At 42.2% G+C, this 18,406-nt stretch carries 16 protein-coding genes and 1 pseudogene; 1 reads left to right on the top strand and 16 read right to left on the bottom strand.

The window, feature by feature from the left end; all coding sequences use genetic code 11:
• Nucleotides 1-179: 179 nt before the first annotated feature.
• From QZ998_RS15725 to QZ998_RS15650, 16 genes are all read right to left on the bottom strand, one after another.
• Nucleotides 180-452: an NAD-dependent epimerase/dehydratase family protein gene (locus QZ998_RS15725; RefSeq protein WP_366512468.1), complete on the bottom strand. Its 273-nt coding sequence runs from the start codon at nt 450-452 to the stop codon at nt 180-182.
• A complete protein-coding gene (locus tag QZ998_RS15720) occupies nt 452-1,471 on the bottom strand; it encodes a polysaccharide biosynthesis protein (protein ID WP_296561785.1) in 1,020 nt (339 codons plus the stop codon). Before QZ998_RS15720 ends, QZ998_RS15725 begins: the two co-directional genes overlap by 1 nt.
• Complete coding sequence (locus tag QZ998_RS15715) at nt 1,464-2,705, bottom strand: glycosyltransferase family 4 protein (RefSeq protein WP_296561784.1); 1,242 nt, start codon at nt 2,703-2,705, stop codon at nt 1,464-1,466. The genes QZ998_RS15720 and QZ998_RS15715 overlap by 8 nt, the downstream gene beginning before the upstream one ends.
• A 21-nt stretch (nt 2,706-2,726) precedes the next feature.
• Nucleotides 2,727-3,584 carry an NAD-dependent epimerase/dehydratase family protein gene (locus tag QZ998_RS15710; protein WP_296561783.1) on the bottom strand — a complete coding sequence of 286 codons (858 nt, stop codon included), beginning with the start codon at nt 3,582-3,584 and terminating at the stop codon, nt 2,727-2,729.
• An 88-nt stretch (nt 3,585-3,672) separates the two neighbouring features.
• The gene (locus tag QZ998_RS15705) at nt 3,673-4,035 is read right to left on the bottom strand and encodes a four helix bundle protein (protein WP_296561782.1); all 363 of its coding nucleotides are present in this window, start codon (nt 4,033-4,035) and stop codon (nt 3,673-3,675) included.
• Between the two features lie 477 nt (nt 4,036-4,512).
• Nucleotides 4,513-5,535 carry a PDDEXK nuclease domain-containing protein gene (locus tag QZ998_RS15700; protein ID WP_296561781.1) on the bottom strand — a complete coding sequence of 341 codons (1,023 nt, stop codon included), beginning with the start codon at nt 5,533-5,535 and terminating at the stop codon, nt 4,513-4,515.
• 545 nt (nt 5,536-6,080) lie between these two features.
• Entirely contained in the window at nt 6,081-6,713 is a 633-nt protein-coding gene (locus QZ998_RS15695) for a sugar transferase (protein ID WP_296561780.1), read from the bottom strand.
• A gap of 87 nt (nt 6,714-6,800) precedes the next feature.
• The gene (locus QZ998_RS15690) at nt 6,801-7,607 is read right to left on the bottom strand and encodes a CpsB/CapC family capsule biosynthesis tyrosine phosphatase (RefSeq protein WP_296561779.1); all 807 of its coding nucleotides are present in this window, start codon (nt 7,605-7,607) and stop codon (nt 6,801-6,803) included.
• Complete coding sequence (locus QZ998_RS15685; protein WP_296561778.1) at nt 7,567-9,522, bottom strand: nucleoside-diphosphate sugar epimerase/dehydratase; 1,956 nt, start codon at nt 9,520-9,522, stop codon at nt 7,567-7,569. Before QZ998_RS15685 ends, QZ998_RS15690 begins: the two co-directional genes overlap by 41 nt.
• A 431-nt stretch (nt 9,523-9,953) precedes the next feature.
• A complete protein-coding gene (locus QZ998_RS15680; protein ID WP_296561777.1) occupies nt 9,954-10,835 on the bottom strand; it encodes a hypothetical protein in 882 nt (293 codons plus the stop codon).
• 1 nt (nt 10,836) lies between these two features.
• Nucleotides 10,837-11,394, bottom strand: a complete 558-nt coding sequence (locus QZ998_RS15675) for a class D sortase (protein WP_296561776.1) — start codon at nt 11,392-11,394, stop codon at nt 10,837-10,839.
• Between the two features lie 197 nt (nt 11,395-11,591).
• Nucleotides 11,592-12,215, bottom strand: coding sequence for a hypothetical protein (locus QZ998_RS15670; protein ID WP_296561775.1), 624 nt, complete (start codon nt 12,213-12,215; stop codon nt 11,592-11,594).
• A 137-nt stretch (nt 12,216-12,352) separates the two neighbouring features.
• Nucleotides 12,353-13,162 carry a CpsD/CapB family tyrosine-protein kinase gene (locus tag QZ998_RS15665; protein ID WP_296561774.1) on the bottom strand — a complete coding sequence of 270 codons (810 nt, stop codon included), beginning with the start codon at nt 13,160-13,162 and terminating at the stop codon, nt 12,353-12,355.
• Nucleotides 13,162-13,860, bottom strand: coding sequence for a Wzz/FepE/Etk N-terminal domain-containing protein (locus tag QZ998_RS15660; protein WP_296561773.1), 699 nt, complete (start codon nt 13,858-13,860; stop codon nt 13,162-13,164). The genes QZ998_RS15665 and QZ998_RS15660 overlap by 1 nt, the downstream gene beginning before the upstream one ends.
• 542 nt (nt 13,861-14,402) lie before the next feature.
• Nucleotides 14,403-17,006, bottom strand: coding sequence for an ATP-dependent chaperone ClpB (gene clpB / locus QZ998_RS15655; RefSeq protein WP_296561772.1), 2,604 nt, complete (start codon nt 17,004-17,006; stop codon nt 14,403-14,405).
• Between the two features lie 222 nt (nt 17,007-17,228).
• Nucleotides 17,229-17,882 carry a hypothetical protein gene (locus tag QZ998_RS15650; RefSeq protein WP_296561771.1) on the bottom strand — a complete coding sequence of 218 codons (654 nt, stop codon included), beginning with the start codon at nt 17,880-17,882 and terminating at the stop codon, nt 17,229-17,231.
• Nucleotides 17,883-18,181: 299 nt separating this feature from the next.
• Here QZ998_RS15650 and QZ998_RS15645 point away from each other — a divergent pair.
• A pseudogene (locus tag QZ998_RS15645) lies at nt 18,182-18,286 on the top strand (sodium/proton-translocating pyrophosphatase); the annotation flags it as partial.
• Nucleotides 18,287-18,406: the final 120 nt, after the last annotated feature.

Genomic DNA, 18,406 nt, shown 5'->3' with positions numbered 1-18,406 from the left:
AAGTTTTTTCCTATGAATCCCTTTGCCCCAGTGACTAAAATTTTCATTATCTATCCCAACTTTCCAATTGTTCTCTTACATAATCAAGCTGAGCTAGATAATCCTTATGGTGAAAGTAAGAAGGCGGGAGAAGATCTTTTGCTTGCTTATGGCAAAGAAACTGGATCTAAAGTTCTTGTTTACAGATTTCCAAATGTGTTATTATGTTTCTTAAGAGAATCTAATAGATCGGAGGTGAAACCAAAGTTACCTTCCATAAACTCAGATTGTTCTTTTGGACGGTTAACTCCCGCGAGATGAAACACAAAGTCAGCCTCTTTACAATACTCATCAAGTAGAGAAGAATCTGTATCTCGAGCATATTCAAAAATTTGAGTGTGCTTTCTATTTCTCAGCTCTGCTATTAAGTTTTTTCCTATGAATCCCTTTGCCCCAGTGACTAAAATTTTCATTATCTATCCCAACTTTCCAATTGTTCTCTTACATAATCAAGCTGTAATAACTTCTCTTTAATCTGTTCAATATTAAGCCTTTCTGTATTATGAGAGTTGTACTCATCTTCGGATGAAAGCTTCTGATCTCCTTCAACAAAGTACTTATCGTAGTTTAAATCTCTCCTATCAGCAGGCACTCTATAGAATCCACCCATATCTTTTGCTACAACATGCTCTTCTTTTGTTAGAAGTGTCTCATAAAGTTTCTCTCCGTGACGAGTACCAATTACTTTGATTTCGTTATCTGCTTTGAAAAGTTCCTTAACTGCTTGAGCTAAGTCTCCTATAGTTGATGCAGGTGACTTCTGAACCATAATATCTCCAGCTTCAGCGTTCTGGAATGCAAACACAACAAGCTCAACAGCTTCTTCAAGACTCATTAGAAACCTTGTCATATTTGGATCAGTTACTGTCAGTGGTTGTCCATTCTTAATCTGATCAATAAACAACGGAATCACAGATCCTCTAGATGCCATTACATTCCCATACCTTGTACCACAAATAAGTGTTCTATCAAAATCAACAGTTTTTGCTTTAGCTACAAACACCTTCTCCATCATTGCTTTTGATATTCCCATTGCGTTGATCGGATAGGCTGCCTTATCTGTAGAGAGACATATTACCTTTTTAACTCCCATCTCAATCGCACCAGACAATACATTATCTGTTCCTAATACATTAGTTTTTACCGCCTCAAGAGGAAAAAACTCACAAGAAGGTACTTGCTTAAGAGCCGCTGCATGAAAGATATAGTCCACTCCATGCATAGCGTTTTTAACACTTGCAAGATCTCTAACATCTCCTATATAAAACTTCAATTTATCATTCTTGTATAACTTTCTCATATCATCTTGTTTCTTTTCGTCACGAGAAAAAATACGAATTTCTTTAATATCTGTATTTAAGAATCTTTTCATTACTGCATTTCCAAAAGAACCTGTTCCACCTGTGATTAGTAAAGTCTTTCCTTTAAACATTTAACTTTTCCTCCACTCCATACTGTTTGTCAAAATATATGTCCATCTTATCTAGCAAAATAGTTTTATTAAAATGACTATCATAATACTTCCTAGCATTATCGCCTAATATCTCAAGTTCTTCTCTGGACTTGCTAGATAGCTTCATAATATTGTCAGCTAGTTCTTCTGCATTCCCTGGTTTGCCACATAATCCAGAGTTAGATTCTTTGATAATCTTGGCGGTTTCACCCGCTGCAGATGCAATATTGGGAATACCACAAGCCATATATGATTGAAGCTTAGCAGGTATAGTCATCGCAAATAATGGGCTATCCGTCAAACTAAGAAAAGCAGCATCACTAGCAGCCATGAACTCTGGTATTCTAGTTGCCGGTTGCTTGGGGATGAAATTAAACATATCATCCAATCCCTTAGCATTGACTATGTTTACAAACTCATTCTTATATCTGCCATCTCCAACGATATTAAATCTTATCTGTTTTTCAGATTTAGTCTTTATGATTTCTGCTGCTTTTGGCAGAATATCTAACCCTTGGGCTGCTCCAATATTCCCTGCAAAAATGATATTGAACGCATCATCTTTGGGTATCTCTGGGATACTCATTTCCTCAATCGGAATATAAAAATCTTCAGCATATTGCGGCCAGTACGCGATTTTATCTAGTGGAACTCCACGATCATGAATAGACTTCACAAAGCTCTCTGACGTGGTAAATATCCTAGTACAGCCTCTATATATGTAGTCAACCATTTTACCAATAGCACCAATAATTTTCTTATTCTTGATTCCAGTTATTATTTCAACATTTTCAGGCCATAGATCTTGAACATACAAGTAACATGGAATCTTTCTTTTCTTGGCATACCACACGCCAGGAAGTGCCTGGGTCATTGGAGAAACTTCAAAAATAAATACATAATCCGACTTAACCTTAGTAAAAGCTTTCCAGAAGAAACCCGACACTACGAATGACAAGTAATTAAGAGCAAGCATGATTGCATTGTTTCCTCTTGGAATCAAAGGAATTCTTATGATATCTATACCGTTATAGGTTTCTTTTCTCTTCTTGAAAAGTCCATACCCATCATAATATTTGCCTTGAGGGTAATTTGGAATGCCTGTAACCACGGTTACTTTGTATCCTCTTTTTACCCACTCTGTACAAATATCGTTGATACGAAACTGTTCAGGGTAGAAATATTGCGCGATTACTAATATATGTTTTTCCAAGCTTTTATCCACCCTTCCTAATTATTTCTCGGTCAACTCAATAGATTCTCTAAAATCTCTTATTCGATAATTCGCCTTATCATAGTCACTCATAGACTTCTCATAAACCAAATTGCCGAATACCTTATTCACTGTTCCAATTCCAAACATCAATCTCAACACAGGATTAAACAACTTCGTCATCACAATCTTCTTCCCATGAACTTCAGCAATCGTCTTAACCAGTTCACTGGTTTTTACATACTCCTTGTTCTGTGGAAAATACAACCCGGTCTCTTCATAGTCAATCATGACCTTAATGAACTCACATAGATTGTCTATATGAAGCATACTGCGCTCATTATCGACGTCAGGAAACATCGCTATCTTCTTGGCCATATTCGCAAGTCTTGGATAGTTCCCTTTAGAACCTCTCCCATAAATCATAGGTGGTCTAAGTAATACAGTCTTAAAATCATCTGATTCTAAATGCTTGATCCCTTCTTCTGCCTGTAACTTGCTGTTTCCATAGTAATTACTTGGCGTTGGAGCTGTATTTTTATCAATGACTCGCTTACAACTGCTACTATCACCATAGACAATAATACTGCTCATAAAAACGAACTGCTTTACACCTTCTGCCTTGGCCTTCTCAGCAGTTTCAATCGTTAAGTCTCTATTTACTTTATAGTAGAGCTCTTCCATCTTGGGATCGGTTGACACATGAGCAATCCCAGCTACATGAAAAATAACATCATATTGAGAGAAGTCTTTCTCTTTCCACAACCCATCCTTCATATCAACCGTATCCACTTTATATTTATCAGGTTCTCTCATGAGCCAATTCTCAAGAGATGTACCGATGTAACTGTTCTTACCAGTGATTAAAACTCGCTTCATACTTCACCTCGTTTTGAGTTGGTCGGTTGGTCGGTTGGTCAGTTGGTCAGTAATCAGGAAAAATCAAAAGCTCTTCCTGTCCAACCGTCTACTGTCTGCTGGCCAACTTATTTATCAACCCACCTAGCAATCTACCAACTTCATCCATGCTCCTGTACATTTCTTTATAAACTACTTCATCTATATATTTCAAATCCTTAGCCAATAGCATCTGATATTTCACTTCTTCAAGAGAACCTCTAGCTATCAGTAAAAACCTGTTAAAATCTTTATTAGACCCTCTTGCTTTGCCTTCTACAATATTGCTAGGTATCGAAACAGCCGCTCGTCTAACCTGAGATGTCAAGCCGAACTGCTCGTCTTTTGGAAAGCTTTTTGTAACTTCATATATTTTTAAGACCAACTCATGAGATCTTTGCCACACTATTAATTTGCTAGTATCATCGTACATTGCGAAACCTCCGGGTTATTAGTTGGTCAGTTGGTCGGTTGGTCAGTTGGTCAGGAAGTTCAAAAGCTTTTCCTGTCTACTTTCCAACTGTCCAACTATCAGCTATTTATCCTTTCACCATACTCACGTCGATATATACATCCAATCAAAAATTTTGCGATTTCTCAGACTACATAGACTACAAAACCTTTAAAACATTGATATTACTGGATTCAAGCCTGTAGTCTGATTTTTTTAGTTGGACTACATTTTCGGTTATGACTATTGTACACATAATGTGTTCCAAACGTAAATTCATTGTTACTTTCCAACTGTCAAGGAATCCTTTATAGTTCATTTTTAATCTCCTCGAGTTCAATTACATAAATTCTCTCAGTTGTTGCATATTATGCAACAACTCAAATATGACCTATCTCTGAATTAGTTTAGGCAAATTATGCCCATACTGAAATCGTTAATTGGTCACGCAGTGCGTGACTAATCTTGCAACCCTTTCTCAATTTCAATCAAATTCCTCTCCCGCTTCAATTCCTTCTTTAGTTCTTCCTCTGTAGGTAAATAAGGAAGGTATTTAGCAGAAAAAAGCTGCTTACTTTCCTCTAACACAGAGTATTTTACAACCGTTTCATTTCTTTCAGACGATAAGATAATGCCTATTGTCGGATTATCAGAATCTGATTTAATCTCATTCTCAAAATATCTTACATAAAAATCCATTTGTCCAATATCTTGATGACTCAGTTTACCCACCTTCAAATCAATAAGAATAAAGCATTTCAAGATATAATTATAAAAAACTAGATCTATATAGAAATGATCTCCCTCTGCAGTAATTCTTTTCTGTCTTGCAACGAATGAAAAGCCTTTGCCAAGCTCTAAAAGAAATTTCTGCAGATTGTCCATTAAAGCTTTTTCAACTTCAATTTCTGTGAAATCCCGATGATCATTCAAGCCCATAAATTCAAGCACAAATGGATCTTTGATGATATCTTCCGCCTGTATTCCTTTTTCCAGCTGTTTAATTTCATTTCGAACGTTCTGCTTGTTCTGGCTTGCAAGAATTCTTTGATAATAGAACGAGTTAATTTGCCGTTCTAACTGTCTTACACTCCAATTGCCTTCTACACATTCATCTACATAAAAACGTCTAATGTTTTCATCATCGATTTTCGACAAAAGTCTGTAGTGCGACCAAGACAATTGGTCACACAGTGTGTGACCTTTTGAAAAGGCAAGGTAAAACTGGCGCATATACTTTAAATTGGTAATAGTAAATCCTTTACCAAATTCTTTAGTAAGTTCTTTTGATATATTTTTAAGTAAATAGTCACCATATTCAGCACGTTCATTTCCATCTTGAGCTTCTACAATCAGCTTACCTACATTCCAGTAAGCTTCAACCATGGCAAAATTAACGGCTTTATAGGCTTTCTCGCGAGCACTGGTTAGAATTTCTTTTATAGAGAGATATGTGCTTCTTTCTAAATTATCTTTAGCCAATTCTACTCACCTACTTTCACTTTGTTCTTATACGGCACTCTTCGGTACTTCTTACTCTACGTTCATTACAACTTATTATAAAATTTTCAACTCATCGAATTTTTCGAGTAGTTGCTTAGATCAACATCTTGCATAAACCCACCATACATCGGCATAGCAATTATACCGATAATAACGATAATAACGATAATTACAATAACTCCAATCAATTCGATCGGTGCAAATCCATGTACTTTTTTTTAACCATCCCACCATACCTATCTCTTCCGCCACAACACAATACTACATGTGCTTGCGAAAGTTATTTAATTACGGGATTACTTTCTCATGGCATTTTAAAAATTCACTCCGGTAAATTTTCAAACACAAAAAAAACGCCACCAAAAGACGAACTCCTCCCATCCTTCAGTCGCATTTAGTCATCTGCCTCTTCCTCGCTGCCATCCTCATATCCAAATCCACAAATCCCCTCATGCAATAACTTCTCATTTCATCATTAAATTGTAAACTCATCCTACTTAAGCCAAACTGCCGAGGCCTTCACACTAGCCCCGCTCATCCAAAGGCGACACTTCCTGGCGGACCAAGGTTCCGGTGCCACCTTCGACAACCCCATCCCGCTTACATACACACTCCACCGTACAAAAAACACACTTGATATCAAACCACAGCCCTCGCCGTTTTACATATTCTCCATCCAACTTTGCTTTCACTTCAATTGGCAGCTCATCCCGCCCATTGATCTGAGCCCAGCCAGTTAAGCCGACGGCTACATCATTGGCGCCATATTTATCGCGCTCAGCAATCAGATCATACTGATTCCACAGGGCTGGCCGTGGTCCGACGATGCTCATTTGACCTTTTAAGATATTAATAATTTGCGGCAGCTCATCGAGGCTGGTTTTTCTTAAGAATTTACCCATTCGGGTGATGTACTGGTCAGGGTTAGGCAATAAATGGGTGGCCACGTCTTTAGGTGTATCGATTCGCATGGTGCGAAATTTTAAAATATAAAAATGGCTTTTATAAATCCCGACCCGTTTTTGTTTAAATAATACCGGTCCCTTCGAATCCAGCTTGATGGCAATAATCAAGATCAAAAATAGTGGGCTCAATAGGATCAGCCCTAACAGCGAGAGAATGATATCCACACTTCGTTTAATTACTCCATAAACCATAAAACGTCTCCTTTATTATTGTAACAGAATTCCAACTTCTTTAGTCAACTTTTTATTTTACTTTTGTTTTACTTTAAATCTTACTTTTTAGCCTAACTGGACTTGCTTTTTCCAGATCCCCAGCAAAGACTTTTTTCGCTTTTGGGCTGCTTCATAATAGCAGGCTTCCATCGTCGCAATTTTTTCATCAACCAGCACCCGCTGGGGGTTGTCTTCTAGCAGTTTGGCGACCCGCTTTTGACCCACCAATTTGGTCGCCTCATCTAGCGCCAGGCCAAAGCGCTCATAGGCTTTGGTGCTGTGGGCATCACTGGCTAGAAAGTGCACCATGTTGTGGGTTAGTAAAATCTCAGCGGTGGCCTTGGCATCGCTGCCATAATAGCCAGTTAAACTAAGCAGATTAAGCTGGGCCAGATTGCCATCCTGGATTAACCGCACCAGCACATTGGGGTCATTCTGGATAAACTGATAGCGTTCCGGGTGGGCTAGAATCGGGATGTAACCGCGGAGTCGCAATTGATTGAGAAACACCGTAAAGCTGTAGCAGTCCAATGAATGGCGGATCGTTTCAACCAATAGATAACGGCTGTTATTTAAAGTGGTGTAGCAGCCTTGTTCGAGCTGGGTAAGGGTATCCTGGCAATAGAAGATCTCATTACCTAAAAACAGAAAGATCTCAATCCCTGCTTGGCGGACGGCCTGCTTGAGGTTTTCAAGCTGGGCTTGGTTTGCTGCGATACTCGATGTCATATCATTATCGGGATAAAAATGGGGAGTTAGGACAATTCCCCGGAAACCTTGTTGTTTGGCCCGGCGGATCATGGCCAGGCTTTCAGCCAGGCTTCCGGCACCATCATCCACTCCCGGCAACAAGTGTGCGTGTATATCGATCATCATGAATCCCTTCTTTGACTTTTTCTATTTCTATTTCAAACGGCATAATAAGGCGGTTTGGTAAATAATCTGGGACGATTGATTTTAAGCGGTTGATGACGTCTTCATCACTGCCGATTTCAGCCGCCATTTTTAGCTGTTCCATCTCTCGCTCCATCCAGCTTTTTTCGACTGCCCAGAGATTTTCTACGAAGATGTCGGCATGGATGGTCGGATCAAAGGTTTTTAAATTATAAGACAACTCTTCATAGAGCTTTTCGCCCGGTCGTAAACCGGTAAAGATAATCGGAATGTCGGTATAGGGTCGAAGCCCGGATAGACGGATCATTTTTTCAGCCAACTCGACAATTTTTACGGAATCTCCCATGTTGAGGACAAAAATCTCGCCGCCTTTGGCAATCGAGCCGGCCTGAAGAACCAGTTGGGTTGCTTCCGGAATTGTCATAAAATAGCGGGTTATATCCTTATGGGTAACCGTTATCGGGCCGCCACTGGCAATCTGATTTTTAAAAATAGGGATCACACTGCCATTACTTCCCAGTACATTGCCAAAGCGGACGGCTACAAAATCTGTTTTGTAGGCATGATTATACATTTGCACCAATATTTCACAGACCCTTTTTGTGGCGCCCATGACGTTGGTAGGTTTGACAGCCTTGTCGGTCGAAATTTGAACAAACTTTTCAACCCGATATTTAACCGAGGCATCCAGGAGATTCTTTGTTCCAAAGACATTATTTTTGACGGCCTCTTTGGGGGTTTTTTCCATTAGGGGCACATGCTTATGGGCTGCGGCATGAAAGACAACCTGCGGCCGGTAGAGCTCAAACAGCTGATTGATGCGCTTTTTGTCGCGGATCGAGGCAATTTCTAAATCTACCGTGGTGCCGTATATTTTTTCTTTTTCGAGGTATTCGGCTAATTCCAACTCCAGATGATAAAGGGAATTTTCATAGATATCCAGGACAATCATTTCCCGCGGTTTAAAGCGGATAATCTGGCGACACAGTTCTGAACCGATGGAACCACCACCGCCGGTGATCATCACTCTTTTACCTTTGATAAAGGCTGAGATCTGTTCTTTGTCTAATTCGACCTCGTCGCGGTTTAGCAGATCTTCAATCTGCAGGTCTCTTAAACGACTGACGTTGACATCATAATTAAGTAATTCATCAAAACCCGGCAAAATTTTTACCGGTAGCTGAGTGGCACCTGCAAGTTCTGCTACTTCCTTGATCACGTGGCTATGGCAGCCCGGGCAGGCAATAATAATCTGGCTGATGTTATACTGCTTGACGACCTTATCAAAGGCATAGCGGTTGCCCAGAACGGGAATGCCTTTGACTTTTTTACCTTCTTTTAAGGGGTCATCATCGAGAAAGCCGACAATATTATAACGCTTGGTTTTAGCATTGATCATCAGGTCTTTAACCATTTTGATGCCCGCCTGACCAGCCCCAAAAATCAGCACCTGTTCGTCTTTGGGACAATCTGCTCCGGCATGCTTCTTTTTTAACCGTCGTGCCAACCGATAAGAGAGGCGTACCCCGCCGGCTAAAATAAAATCAAACATCATCGTGAGCACCAGCACCGAATTTGGTAAATCCGCACCCATGATCCCGAGGCTAATATTGGCAAAGGCGTTTGCGATAAATACCGCGATTACAACTTGCAGCATTTCTTCAATGCTGGCATAGCGCCACAGCGTTTTATACATGCCGGCAACCATGAACACCATTAACTTAATCATAATTGCCCCAACAAGAAGCTTGCTGATCCCCCAGAACATGCCTGAAGGGATGATAAAATTAAAACGAAGTAAATATGAAATATAATAGGACGCTGCGAACATCATAAGGTCTAAAACCATTAGCATCATTACTCTGTTCATTTGATCTTTTTTATAGTTCAGCATTATTATCTCCTATTGTTTTATTTTTGAGCATTTATTATTATTAAAGCACACCATATTGTTATCAATTATAGGGCATACCCATACATTCGTCAACTTATAATCACTATTTTCTAATATATATTGTATTAAACTCTTTAAGTCTGCATTAAGCAATCCTACTATTAACTCGATTAGTATATTCGTATTTTTATCTTCGCCAACGACACCCTGTCATTCTACCACAAAAAAAAGACGATTTCAATCTGTGGCAAGTTGTGTGACGCGATTTTTTAAATTTTTCTTAAAGAGTTACAATAAATTAATCAGAATCTTTAGCAAATGTCAAAGTTTCTTGTCAATAAAAAAAACCGTGGCCATCTTCACGATGGTTTCGGCTTTTTTTATAACGTTTATTGTTTAAGTATGGTTAGTAATGATTGGCTGATTTAACTTTAGCTGGCTGATTTTAAAATTTGTTTGCGACGATATAAGACATATCCCAACATTAGTAGTACTCCGATGATTAAAAACAAGCCCTGCATCAGATTCCATTTCATCAGCATCGTATTGATCGACCGTTCTAGCACCCAGGTTACGTAATTATCGGTCAAGCCGACCCGGCCGGCGACATTCATAAACTTAATCACGATGCCAGGGATCAGCAGGACAATTGAGCTGACCAGCAAAGCCGAACCGGACCACCAGAGTGTCCGCATCCGGTGATTTTTATTGGTTAGCCACAGCAAGAAGACCAGCAAGAGCATCGCTAACACCAGACCGGCTTCGGCAAGCCGAATTTTGCTGAGCACCTGCTGGATTTTTTTATCGGCGCCAAATTGTTTTAGCAGGGCTGGGTCAATCACCATCGCATAGCTTTCAATTCGGCTTCCGGCCATATTGCTAATCTTCTGGGTTTCTGCGGCTAGTTGTTCATCATATGGCCGATTATTTTTGGCCGCATAGTCCTTTACATGGGTCTCAAGCTTGGCTTTGATCGCTGATGTATCGTATTTGAGGCTGTAGTCCTGACGGTCGCCCCGTAAATAGGCGATCATCTCTTTGATCGCCGTTTGGGTATAGTCTTTTATTTCACCATCGGTAACTGCCCCGGTCAGCAGTTCGCCGGGGATATTGGTAAAGCGACCGACCTCTTCTAAACCAAAATCAATCTGTTCTTTGAGTTTGTCATAATAGGCTGGGGTATTGATATATTCGTAATAGGAAATCGGGTTAAGTAAAATTGCATCGAGGAATAAAATCGCCTGAAGTGCGATTAAGACCAAAATGAGCAGGAAGGAAATCAGTATTCTTAAGAGATCTTTTGCAATTGTCATCTTAGACACCTCCCCAGGCATTTTGCGGGCCACTGACTAGCCGACAGCGGACGATATAACGGTCGGCGGTTTCACCGATAAAATCAAAGGGATAGCAGGTCAGCAAGGTTAGCAGCTCGTCCGATGTTGGCATAATGTATTGCTCATCATATTCTGAGATAATCAGTGCATCGACCATTTCATAAACAAACTCGCCACCAGAAGTCTCCAGGCTAACCCGATCTCCCGGTGTTAAGGCGCCCAGCTGCCCAAAATAGGTATTGCGATGGGCGCTGAAAACGACATTCGAACCTTCGCCAGGCAGTGCCGAACCATAAAAGTGACCGATCCCCTTACTGAGAATATCTTCGGTGTCACCCTGATAAAGGGCCCCCATTAAGGCAATCTTTTCAATTTTGATTCTTCCGAATTCTTCGCCAAACGAGGGGAATTTGCCTGGCGCAGTGGTTACTGTCTCGCTATTACTAATTAGCCGTTCATCAACTAAAAACATTCTAGCCATTGAAAAGGCAAAATCGATATAGGGACGGGATGCGATTGTCAATACAATCAGCGTCACAGTTAAAAGAAAAAAAGGGGCAAACCATAATACCCCTATCTTGCTTTTTCTTTTACTGCGAGAGGACCTATCGTACTGGTTTGTCTTCTCTTTTTTCATCTCATTATTCTTTCTATTGATTTTTTATTCAATTTTTTATTTATTTTTATTCTTTTACTTATTTTTATTTTTTTACTTATTTTTATTTAATTATCCGGCTATTGTGCTTTAAGCTTTCGGTAAACGACGATGCTGATGGCAATGGTTAGCAGGCCCATGATTCCAGCGACGATAAACAAGCGGTTATCAAGCCCGGTCTTGGTGATTGCGGTGGTTTTAGCAGCTGCCTTGACATCGGCTGAAACGGCTGCCCCAGTAGCCCCAGCTGCGCTTTGCGATGTTGAGGCTACGCTGACAGAGTTACCCTGGACGGTCGCCGATTTTTGCGACTCGGGATCATACACGGTCACACTGGTGCCACCATCGGGCTGCGTGCCGACTTCGGCAACAACAAAATTGGCCGCTCCACAGGCTGCGTCAAAAAGACCCTGGATCGCCATAATATCAGAATCGGACAAGCCGCCATTGGCCATACCCTGCTGCAGAATCCCTTCGGCGGCGTAGATATTCCCACAGATGGCATCGGCCGACTCCTGGGTCAGTACCTTGTCTGCATCTCTTAAAAAGCTGGTGATCTGGGATGCATAGGATGCTGGCAGGGATGAACCTTGTACCGCTCCAATAACCTGATCATTGGGATTTGCAAAAACGGTTGTGGCGGATGAAAAAATCATCGCCAAAAGCATCAGTACCATAACAAGACTTAACTGGTTTCGTTTCATTTTACCCTCCTTGAAATTTTTTAGAAATTTTTATAGTAATTGCAGCTTAATATTAGCATCTTTGCTGAACTCATGTCAACTAATATGATGAATAATGGTGCGTTTTTGGACTTTTCCGATCTTTTTGGGCTAATTGATTATTCCGCGGGATTTGGCTCTGTCCGTTCGTTGACGCCCTGTTCAATCAGTGGCTCTATTTTTTTAATCAGCCCATCTTTTCGCCATTTTTTCTTTTCTTTTTTCGCTTTCTGACGGGGCTGGTTCTCATCGCCGTAATAGGCATAGGCACTATAATAACCATATTTTGAAAATTTCTTTGAAATTGGCACCTTGTTGGCCACAATACCGACAACGTGGGCATTGATTTTTTTAAAGGTATCGAGAACGTTAAGCAAGGCGTCGCGATGGACGCTTCCAAGCGATGCCAAAACAATATAGCCATCGACCACCGGGTTTAATACTGCTGCATCGGTGACCATCCCCAAGGGTGGGGTATCTAATAAAATATAGTCAAAGTGCAGTTTTAATTCTTCGATTATTTCTGCCATTCGCCGGCTGGCCAGGATTTCAGAGGGGTTTGGCGGAATCGGTCCGGCTGAAATTGCAAAAAGATTGGGGACCTCAGTTTTGCGAAAAGCATCGACGGTTTTAATTTCTTTTAATAATAAGTTTGTCAGCCCGGTACTATTATCCAGCTCAAAGCGGCGATGGACCTGGGGTTTTCTTAAGTCGCAATCAATGATCAAAATCCGCTTACCGCTTTGACAAAGGGTCACCCCATAATTGGCCAGGATGGTTGTTTTTCCTTCGCTGCCGCCACAGCTGGTAATGGCCAGTACCTTTCTTTCATTGTCGATATCTGAAAACAGCACGTTGGTACGCATATTGCGAAAGGCTTCAGATATTGGCGACTTTGGGGTTAAATGTGTGACAATTGTATCTTGCATTATTTTTCTCCGTTCAATGTCAATTCCTGACACTCTGGAATGATGCCAATAATCGACACATCTCCGGCCAGGTTTTTAAGCTGATCCACTGTCTTGACGGTGGTATTTAAGGCTTCTTTTACAAATATGATCCCGACACTGATGATTAGCCCCAATAGCAGCGCAATCGCCAGGTTTAGTTTGAGGTTGGGGCCGACTGCACCACTGTTGACAACCGCTTCATCAACAACTTGCAGGTTATTGATCTTCATCAGCTCGGCGACATCGGTCATAAATATTTCGGCGGTCTTATTGGCAATCGTTGCCGACTGTACCGGGTCTTCTGAGATCACACTTATCTTGATCAGTTCGGTGTTATTGACGGTGGCAACGGTGATCATATTGGCCAGTTCAGCATCGCTAAAGCCTAGATTCAAGGCTGAATTTACCTGGGTCATCACTGATTTGCTTTTAGCTATTTCGCTATATGTTCCAACTAATTGTTGGTTGATCCGCAATTCGTTGGCGGTATCGGAGATGGTACTTGAATAGCCTTCAGGTTTACCGACAATCAGCGTTGTACTGCTGCTGTATGTTTTGTCAATTAAAAATATCGTACCGGCAGCTGTAAATCCAACTAATAGCAGGGGGATGATGACGATCATTTTCCAATTTTCCTGCAAAAGGTCAAGGATCTCTCTTAAACTAATTTCTTCCATTAACAATTCCCTTCTTTTTTTGTATTGGTGGGGGGCGCACAGGGGGGTTGCGCACAGGGGGACGGTTCTTTTGCGCACAGGGGGACGGTTCTTTTGTGTCGTCCATTGGAAAAGAATAGGTTGACACAAGAAAAACCGTCCCCCTGTGCTTACTCTTTTGTGTCGTCCATGGAAAATAAATAGGTTGACACAAGAAAAACCGTCCCCCTTTGCTTACTTGGTTGACACAAGAAAAACCGTTCCCCTGGGCTCTTTTGTTTCACACTTTTTTTGCTTATTTTTTTGTAGGTTAAATGTCTCCTCTAGAAGTATATATTATTAAATCGTTTGAGGCAACTTTTTTTTGGTGGTGTTTGTTAAATTTCAACGGGGGGGCGGAGCGCACATAGCGACAGCGCACAGGGGGACGTTTAACGCACAAGGGGACGGTTCTTTTGTGTCGTCCATGGAAAAGATATAGGGTTGACACAAGAAAAACCGTCCCCTTGTGCTTACTTTACCGCATTTTCTTACCTTCGCCTTTTGCTTACTCTTTTGCTTATTTAAGCCATATAGAAGTCGCCGTTGGGGTCGACGTCGATGGTGATCGCCTGACCTTCGTGGACATTGCCTTTGATAATTTCTTTGCCGACCATGGTTTCGATGTGTTTCTGTAGGTAGCGTTTTAATGGTCGGGCACCATAGGCTGGGTCGAAGCCCATTTCGATGACGGCGTCGATGGCCGGCTGGGTCAGGGTGACGGTGATTCGGCGTTCCTCGAGCCGCTTTTGTAGATCTTTTAGGAGCAGGCTGACGATTTGTCTGATTGCTTCTTTGTTAAGCGGTTTGTAGAGCACTACCTCATCGATCCGGTTTAAAAATTCTGGCCGGAAGTAATTCTTGAGCATCTCCATCACTGCGGCTTCAGTTTGCTCGGTGATTTCACCAAAGGCGTTGATTCCTTCTAGCAGATATTCAGAACCAATATTGGAGGTCATGATGATGATGGTGTTTTTGAAATCGACGGTTCGTCCCTGGGAGTCGGTAATCCGGCCATCATCGAGAATCTGCAGTAGGATATTGAAAACATCCTTATGGGCCTTTTCAATTTCATCGAGCAAGATCACCGCATAGGGTTTACGGCGGACGGCTTCAGTTAGCTGGCCCCCTTCTTCATAGCCGACATATCCCGGAGGTGCCCCGATTAACCGTGAGACTGAGAATTTTTCCATATACTCACTCATATCGATGCGGATCATGTTTTCTTCAGAATCAAAGAGGGTCGCGGCGACAGCTTTGGCCAGCTCGGTTTTGCCGACCCCGGTAGGGCCTAAGAACATGAAGCTGCCAATTGGGCTGTTGGGATTTTTAATGCCGGCTCGCGAGCGGATAATCGCGTCAACCACCTTGATGATTGGTTCTTCCTGGCCGATAACCCGTTGTTTTAAGGTATCTTCCAGCGCCAGCAGTTTTTCCCGCTCGCCGGAGACCAGTTTACTTAAGGGGATATTGGTCCAGTCGGAGATAATCTCAGCGATTTCTTCTTCGGTGACCTTTTCTCGTTTGAGACTATCTTCGTCACCTTTTTCATCGGCTTTTCGTTTGATCGCCTCAATTTTGGCAGTTTTTTCGGGGATCAGTCCGTATTCCAATTCGGAGGCCTTGCGGTAATCGCCTTCGCGGATCGCTTTTTCGCGTTCGTAGGTGAGCTGGTTCAATTCTTCCTGGAGGGATTTTAAGGTATCAGCTGACTGCTTTTCATTTTCCCATTGAATGCTCATGGTATTGAAGCGTTCTTTATATTCAACCAGTTCTTTCTGGAGCCGTTCCAGCCGTTCCTTGCTGAGGGTGTCCTTCTCTTTTTTGAGGGCGACCTCTTCAATTTCTAGCTGCATCATCTTGCGGCGAACCTCGTCCATTTCTTCAGGCATCGAGTCCATTTCGGTACGGATCTTTGCACAGGCCTCGTCAATTAAATCGATCGCCTTATCGGGCAAAAAGCGGTCGGAGATATAGCGGTTGGATAAGGTGGCCGCGGCGACCAGGGCGGTATCAAGAATCTGCACCCCGTGGTAACGTTCGTAGGTGTCCTTTAAGCCACGCAGGATCGAGATGGTATCTTCGACCGTCGGCTCATCGACTAATACCGGTTGGAAACGCCGTTCCAGCGCCGGGTCTTTTTCGATGTGTTGTCGATATTCGTCGAGGGTGGTCGCCCCGATACAATGGAGCTCGCCACGGGCCAGCATTGGTTTTAACATATTGCCGGCATCCATGGCGCCTTCGGTTTTGCCGGCACCGACAATATTATGGAGCTCGTCAATAAACAAGACGATTTCACCGTTGCTGTCGACCACTTCTTTTAGGACTGCTTTGAGGCGTTCTTCAAACTCACCGCGGTATTTAGCTCCAGCTACCAGAGCACCCAGATCGAGGGCGATGATCCGTTTGTCTTTTAGTCCTTCAGGGACATCTCCGGCCACGATCCGCATTGCTAAGCCTTCGACGATGGCAGTTTTACCAACCCCAGGCTCGCCAATCAGAACCGGATTGTTTTTGGTTTTACGGCTTAAGATCCGGATCGCGTGACGGATTTCGGAGTCCCGGCCGATCACCGGATCAAGCTTATTGTCGATGGCATCCTGGACCAGATCGTGACCGTATTGGTTTAAGGCCTCATAGGTGACCTCAGGATGGTCGTTGACAACCCGCTGTCCGCCGCGGACTTCTTTTAAGACATTCTCGACCTCTTTTTTAGCGATGCCATAGCGCTCCAGGGTTTCCACAGCTTTAGATTTTTTGCCCAGACTGTATAGCGCCAGCAAGATACACTCGACCGAAATATACTGGTCATCCAGTTTTTTTGCTTCCTTATAGGATTCATTTAAGACCTTATCGGTATCGGCACTGACATAGATCTTGCCCTGCTCGCGGCCGGGTCCTGAAACACTGGGCATCCGGCCGATTTCGCGGCGCAGTTCTTCGGCAATGGCGTGGGAATTTTTGCCCAAGCGGTCAAAGATCCGGCCGACTACGCCATTTTCCTGGGTAATCAGCCCCATCAGCAAATGCTCTGGTTCAATTTCCATGTGGTTATATTCTCCGGCGATCAGCTCCGCCGTTTTGATTGCTTCTAATGATTTTTGGGTGAATAAGTTCATATCCATCGTTTTTACCTCGTTTCTTTGGTTTGGTTTTGGGATCGCACAGGGGGACGGTTCTTTTGTGTCGTCAATGAGAGAAAATTAGGTTGACACAAGAAAAACCGTCCCCCTGTGCTTACCTGTGTCTTCTGGGAAAAAATTAGGTTGACACAAGAGGAGCCGTTCCCCTTTGCTTCTTACCTTTTACTTACCCTTTACTTCCCTTTTGCTTACCTTGTGTTTACTTTAATCGTGGTTTCTTTTTTTGTAGTCTTCGCGATAAATGGTTTCCAGGATGGTGACCAGGTCTGTTAGTTCGGCTTCGTCGACTTGTGAAAAATAAGCGTTCATGGCGCGGTCGATCATTTTTAGGTAGCGGGTCAGGTTGTCGGTGACGGTTTCGATGTCTTGGGTTAGCTCGCCTTCATTCTCAAAGGCCCGGACAAACTTATGATTGGTCAAGTTTTCTGCCAAATCTCCATGATCAGCTCGCTGTTCTTTTTCAATGCCGGCAATCAGCTTGAAAAATTCGTCGAAGTGATCATTCAGATTTTCAGACTTGGTTCGGGAGCTGATTTTTAGGACGGCATATTTACCCCGCTTACTGCTGATAAATTCGTAACTGTAACGCACCTTGGGGCGATACTTATATTTCAGGCTCTTGCCGAATTGAATGCTGGAATTTTTATTGATTTGGCTGACTGATAAGGTATCGCTGAAATTTTCGTCAAGCTGTTCGAGAATTTTTTGGATTTTCTGTTCCGGCGTTACCAGGCCGATTTTTTCGGCCAGGATATCATTGATCAGTTGGGAGCGGTTGGTGTTGTTTTCATAGGCAATCTGGTCTATCTTTTCAACTATTTCATCAAATAGCATTAAACTGTACACGCTTTTTATCATTTTATCACTCCTTTTGTTTAAATTATAGTATTGGATTATTATTTTGTCAATCATATTATGTATATTCGGGTGCAATTTATGGGTTTTTTAAGTTTGAGTGCGTCGCTTCGCACAGGGGGACGGCACAGGGGGACGGTTCTTTTGTGTCATCCATAGAAAAGAAATAGGGTTGACACAAGAAAAACCGTCCCCCTTTGCTCCACCTTTGCTTACCTTACTGTCGCCCTTTGCTAAACTAACCCTAAAAAAAAAGACCTGAATGCAGTAAGCTGCATTCAGGTCTTGGTTTTATTTTATTTACTGTTGGGGATCCATTTAAGGATACTTCCGGACCTTCGATCAATATCTTAATTAAACTGATGACCATTGTATCATTGGTATTTTCACCATTGTTCTTAATCTAAAGCAAATCACAACAGTAAATAAAATAAAACCATGACCTGAAGGCAGCTTACTGCATTCAGGTCTTTTTTTTTAGGGTTAGTTTAGCAAAGGGCGACAGTAAGGTAAGCAAAGGTGGAGCA

The organism is uncultured Acetobacterium sp. (assembly GCF_927416815.1).
In the GTDB taxonomy this organism is placed as follows: Bacteria; Bacillota; Clostridia; order Eubacteriales; family Eubacteriaceae; genus Acetobacterium.
The sequence above is the reverse complement of the archived record's forward strand: the minus strand, read 5'-3'. Positions and strand labels throughout refer to the sequence as shown.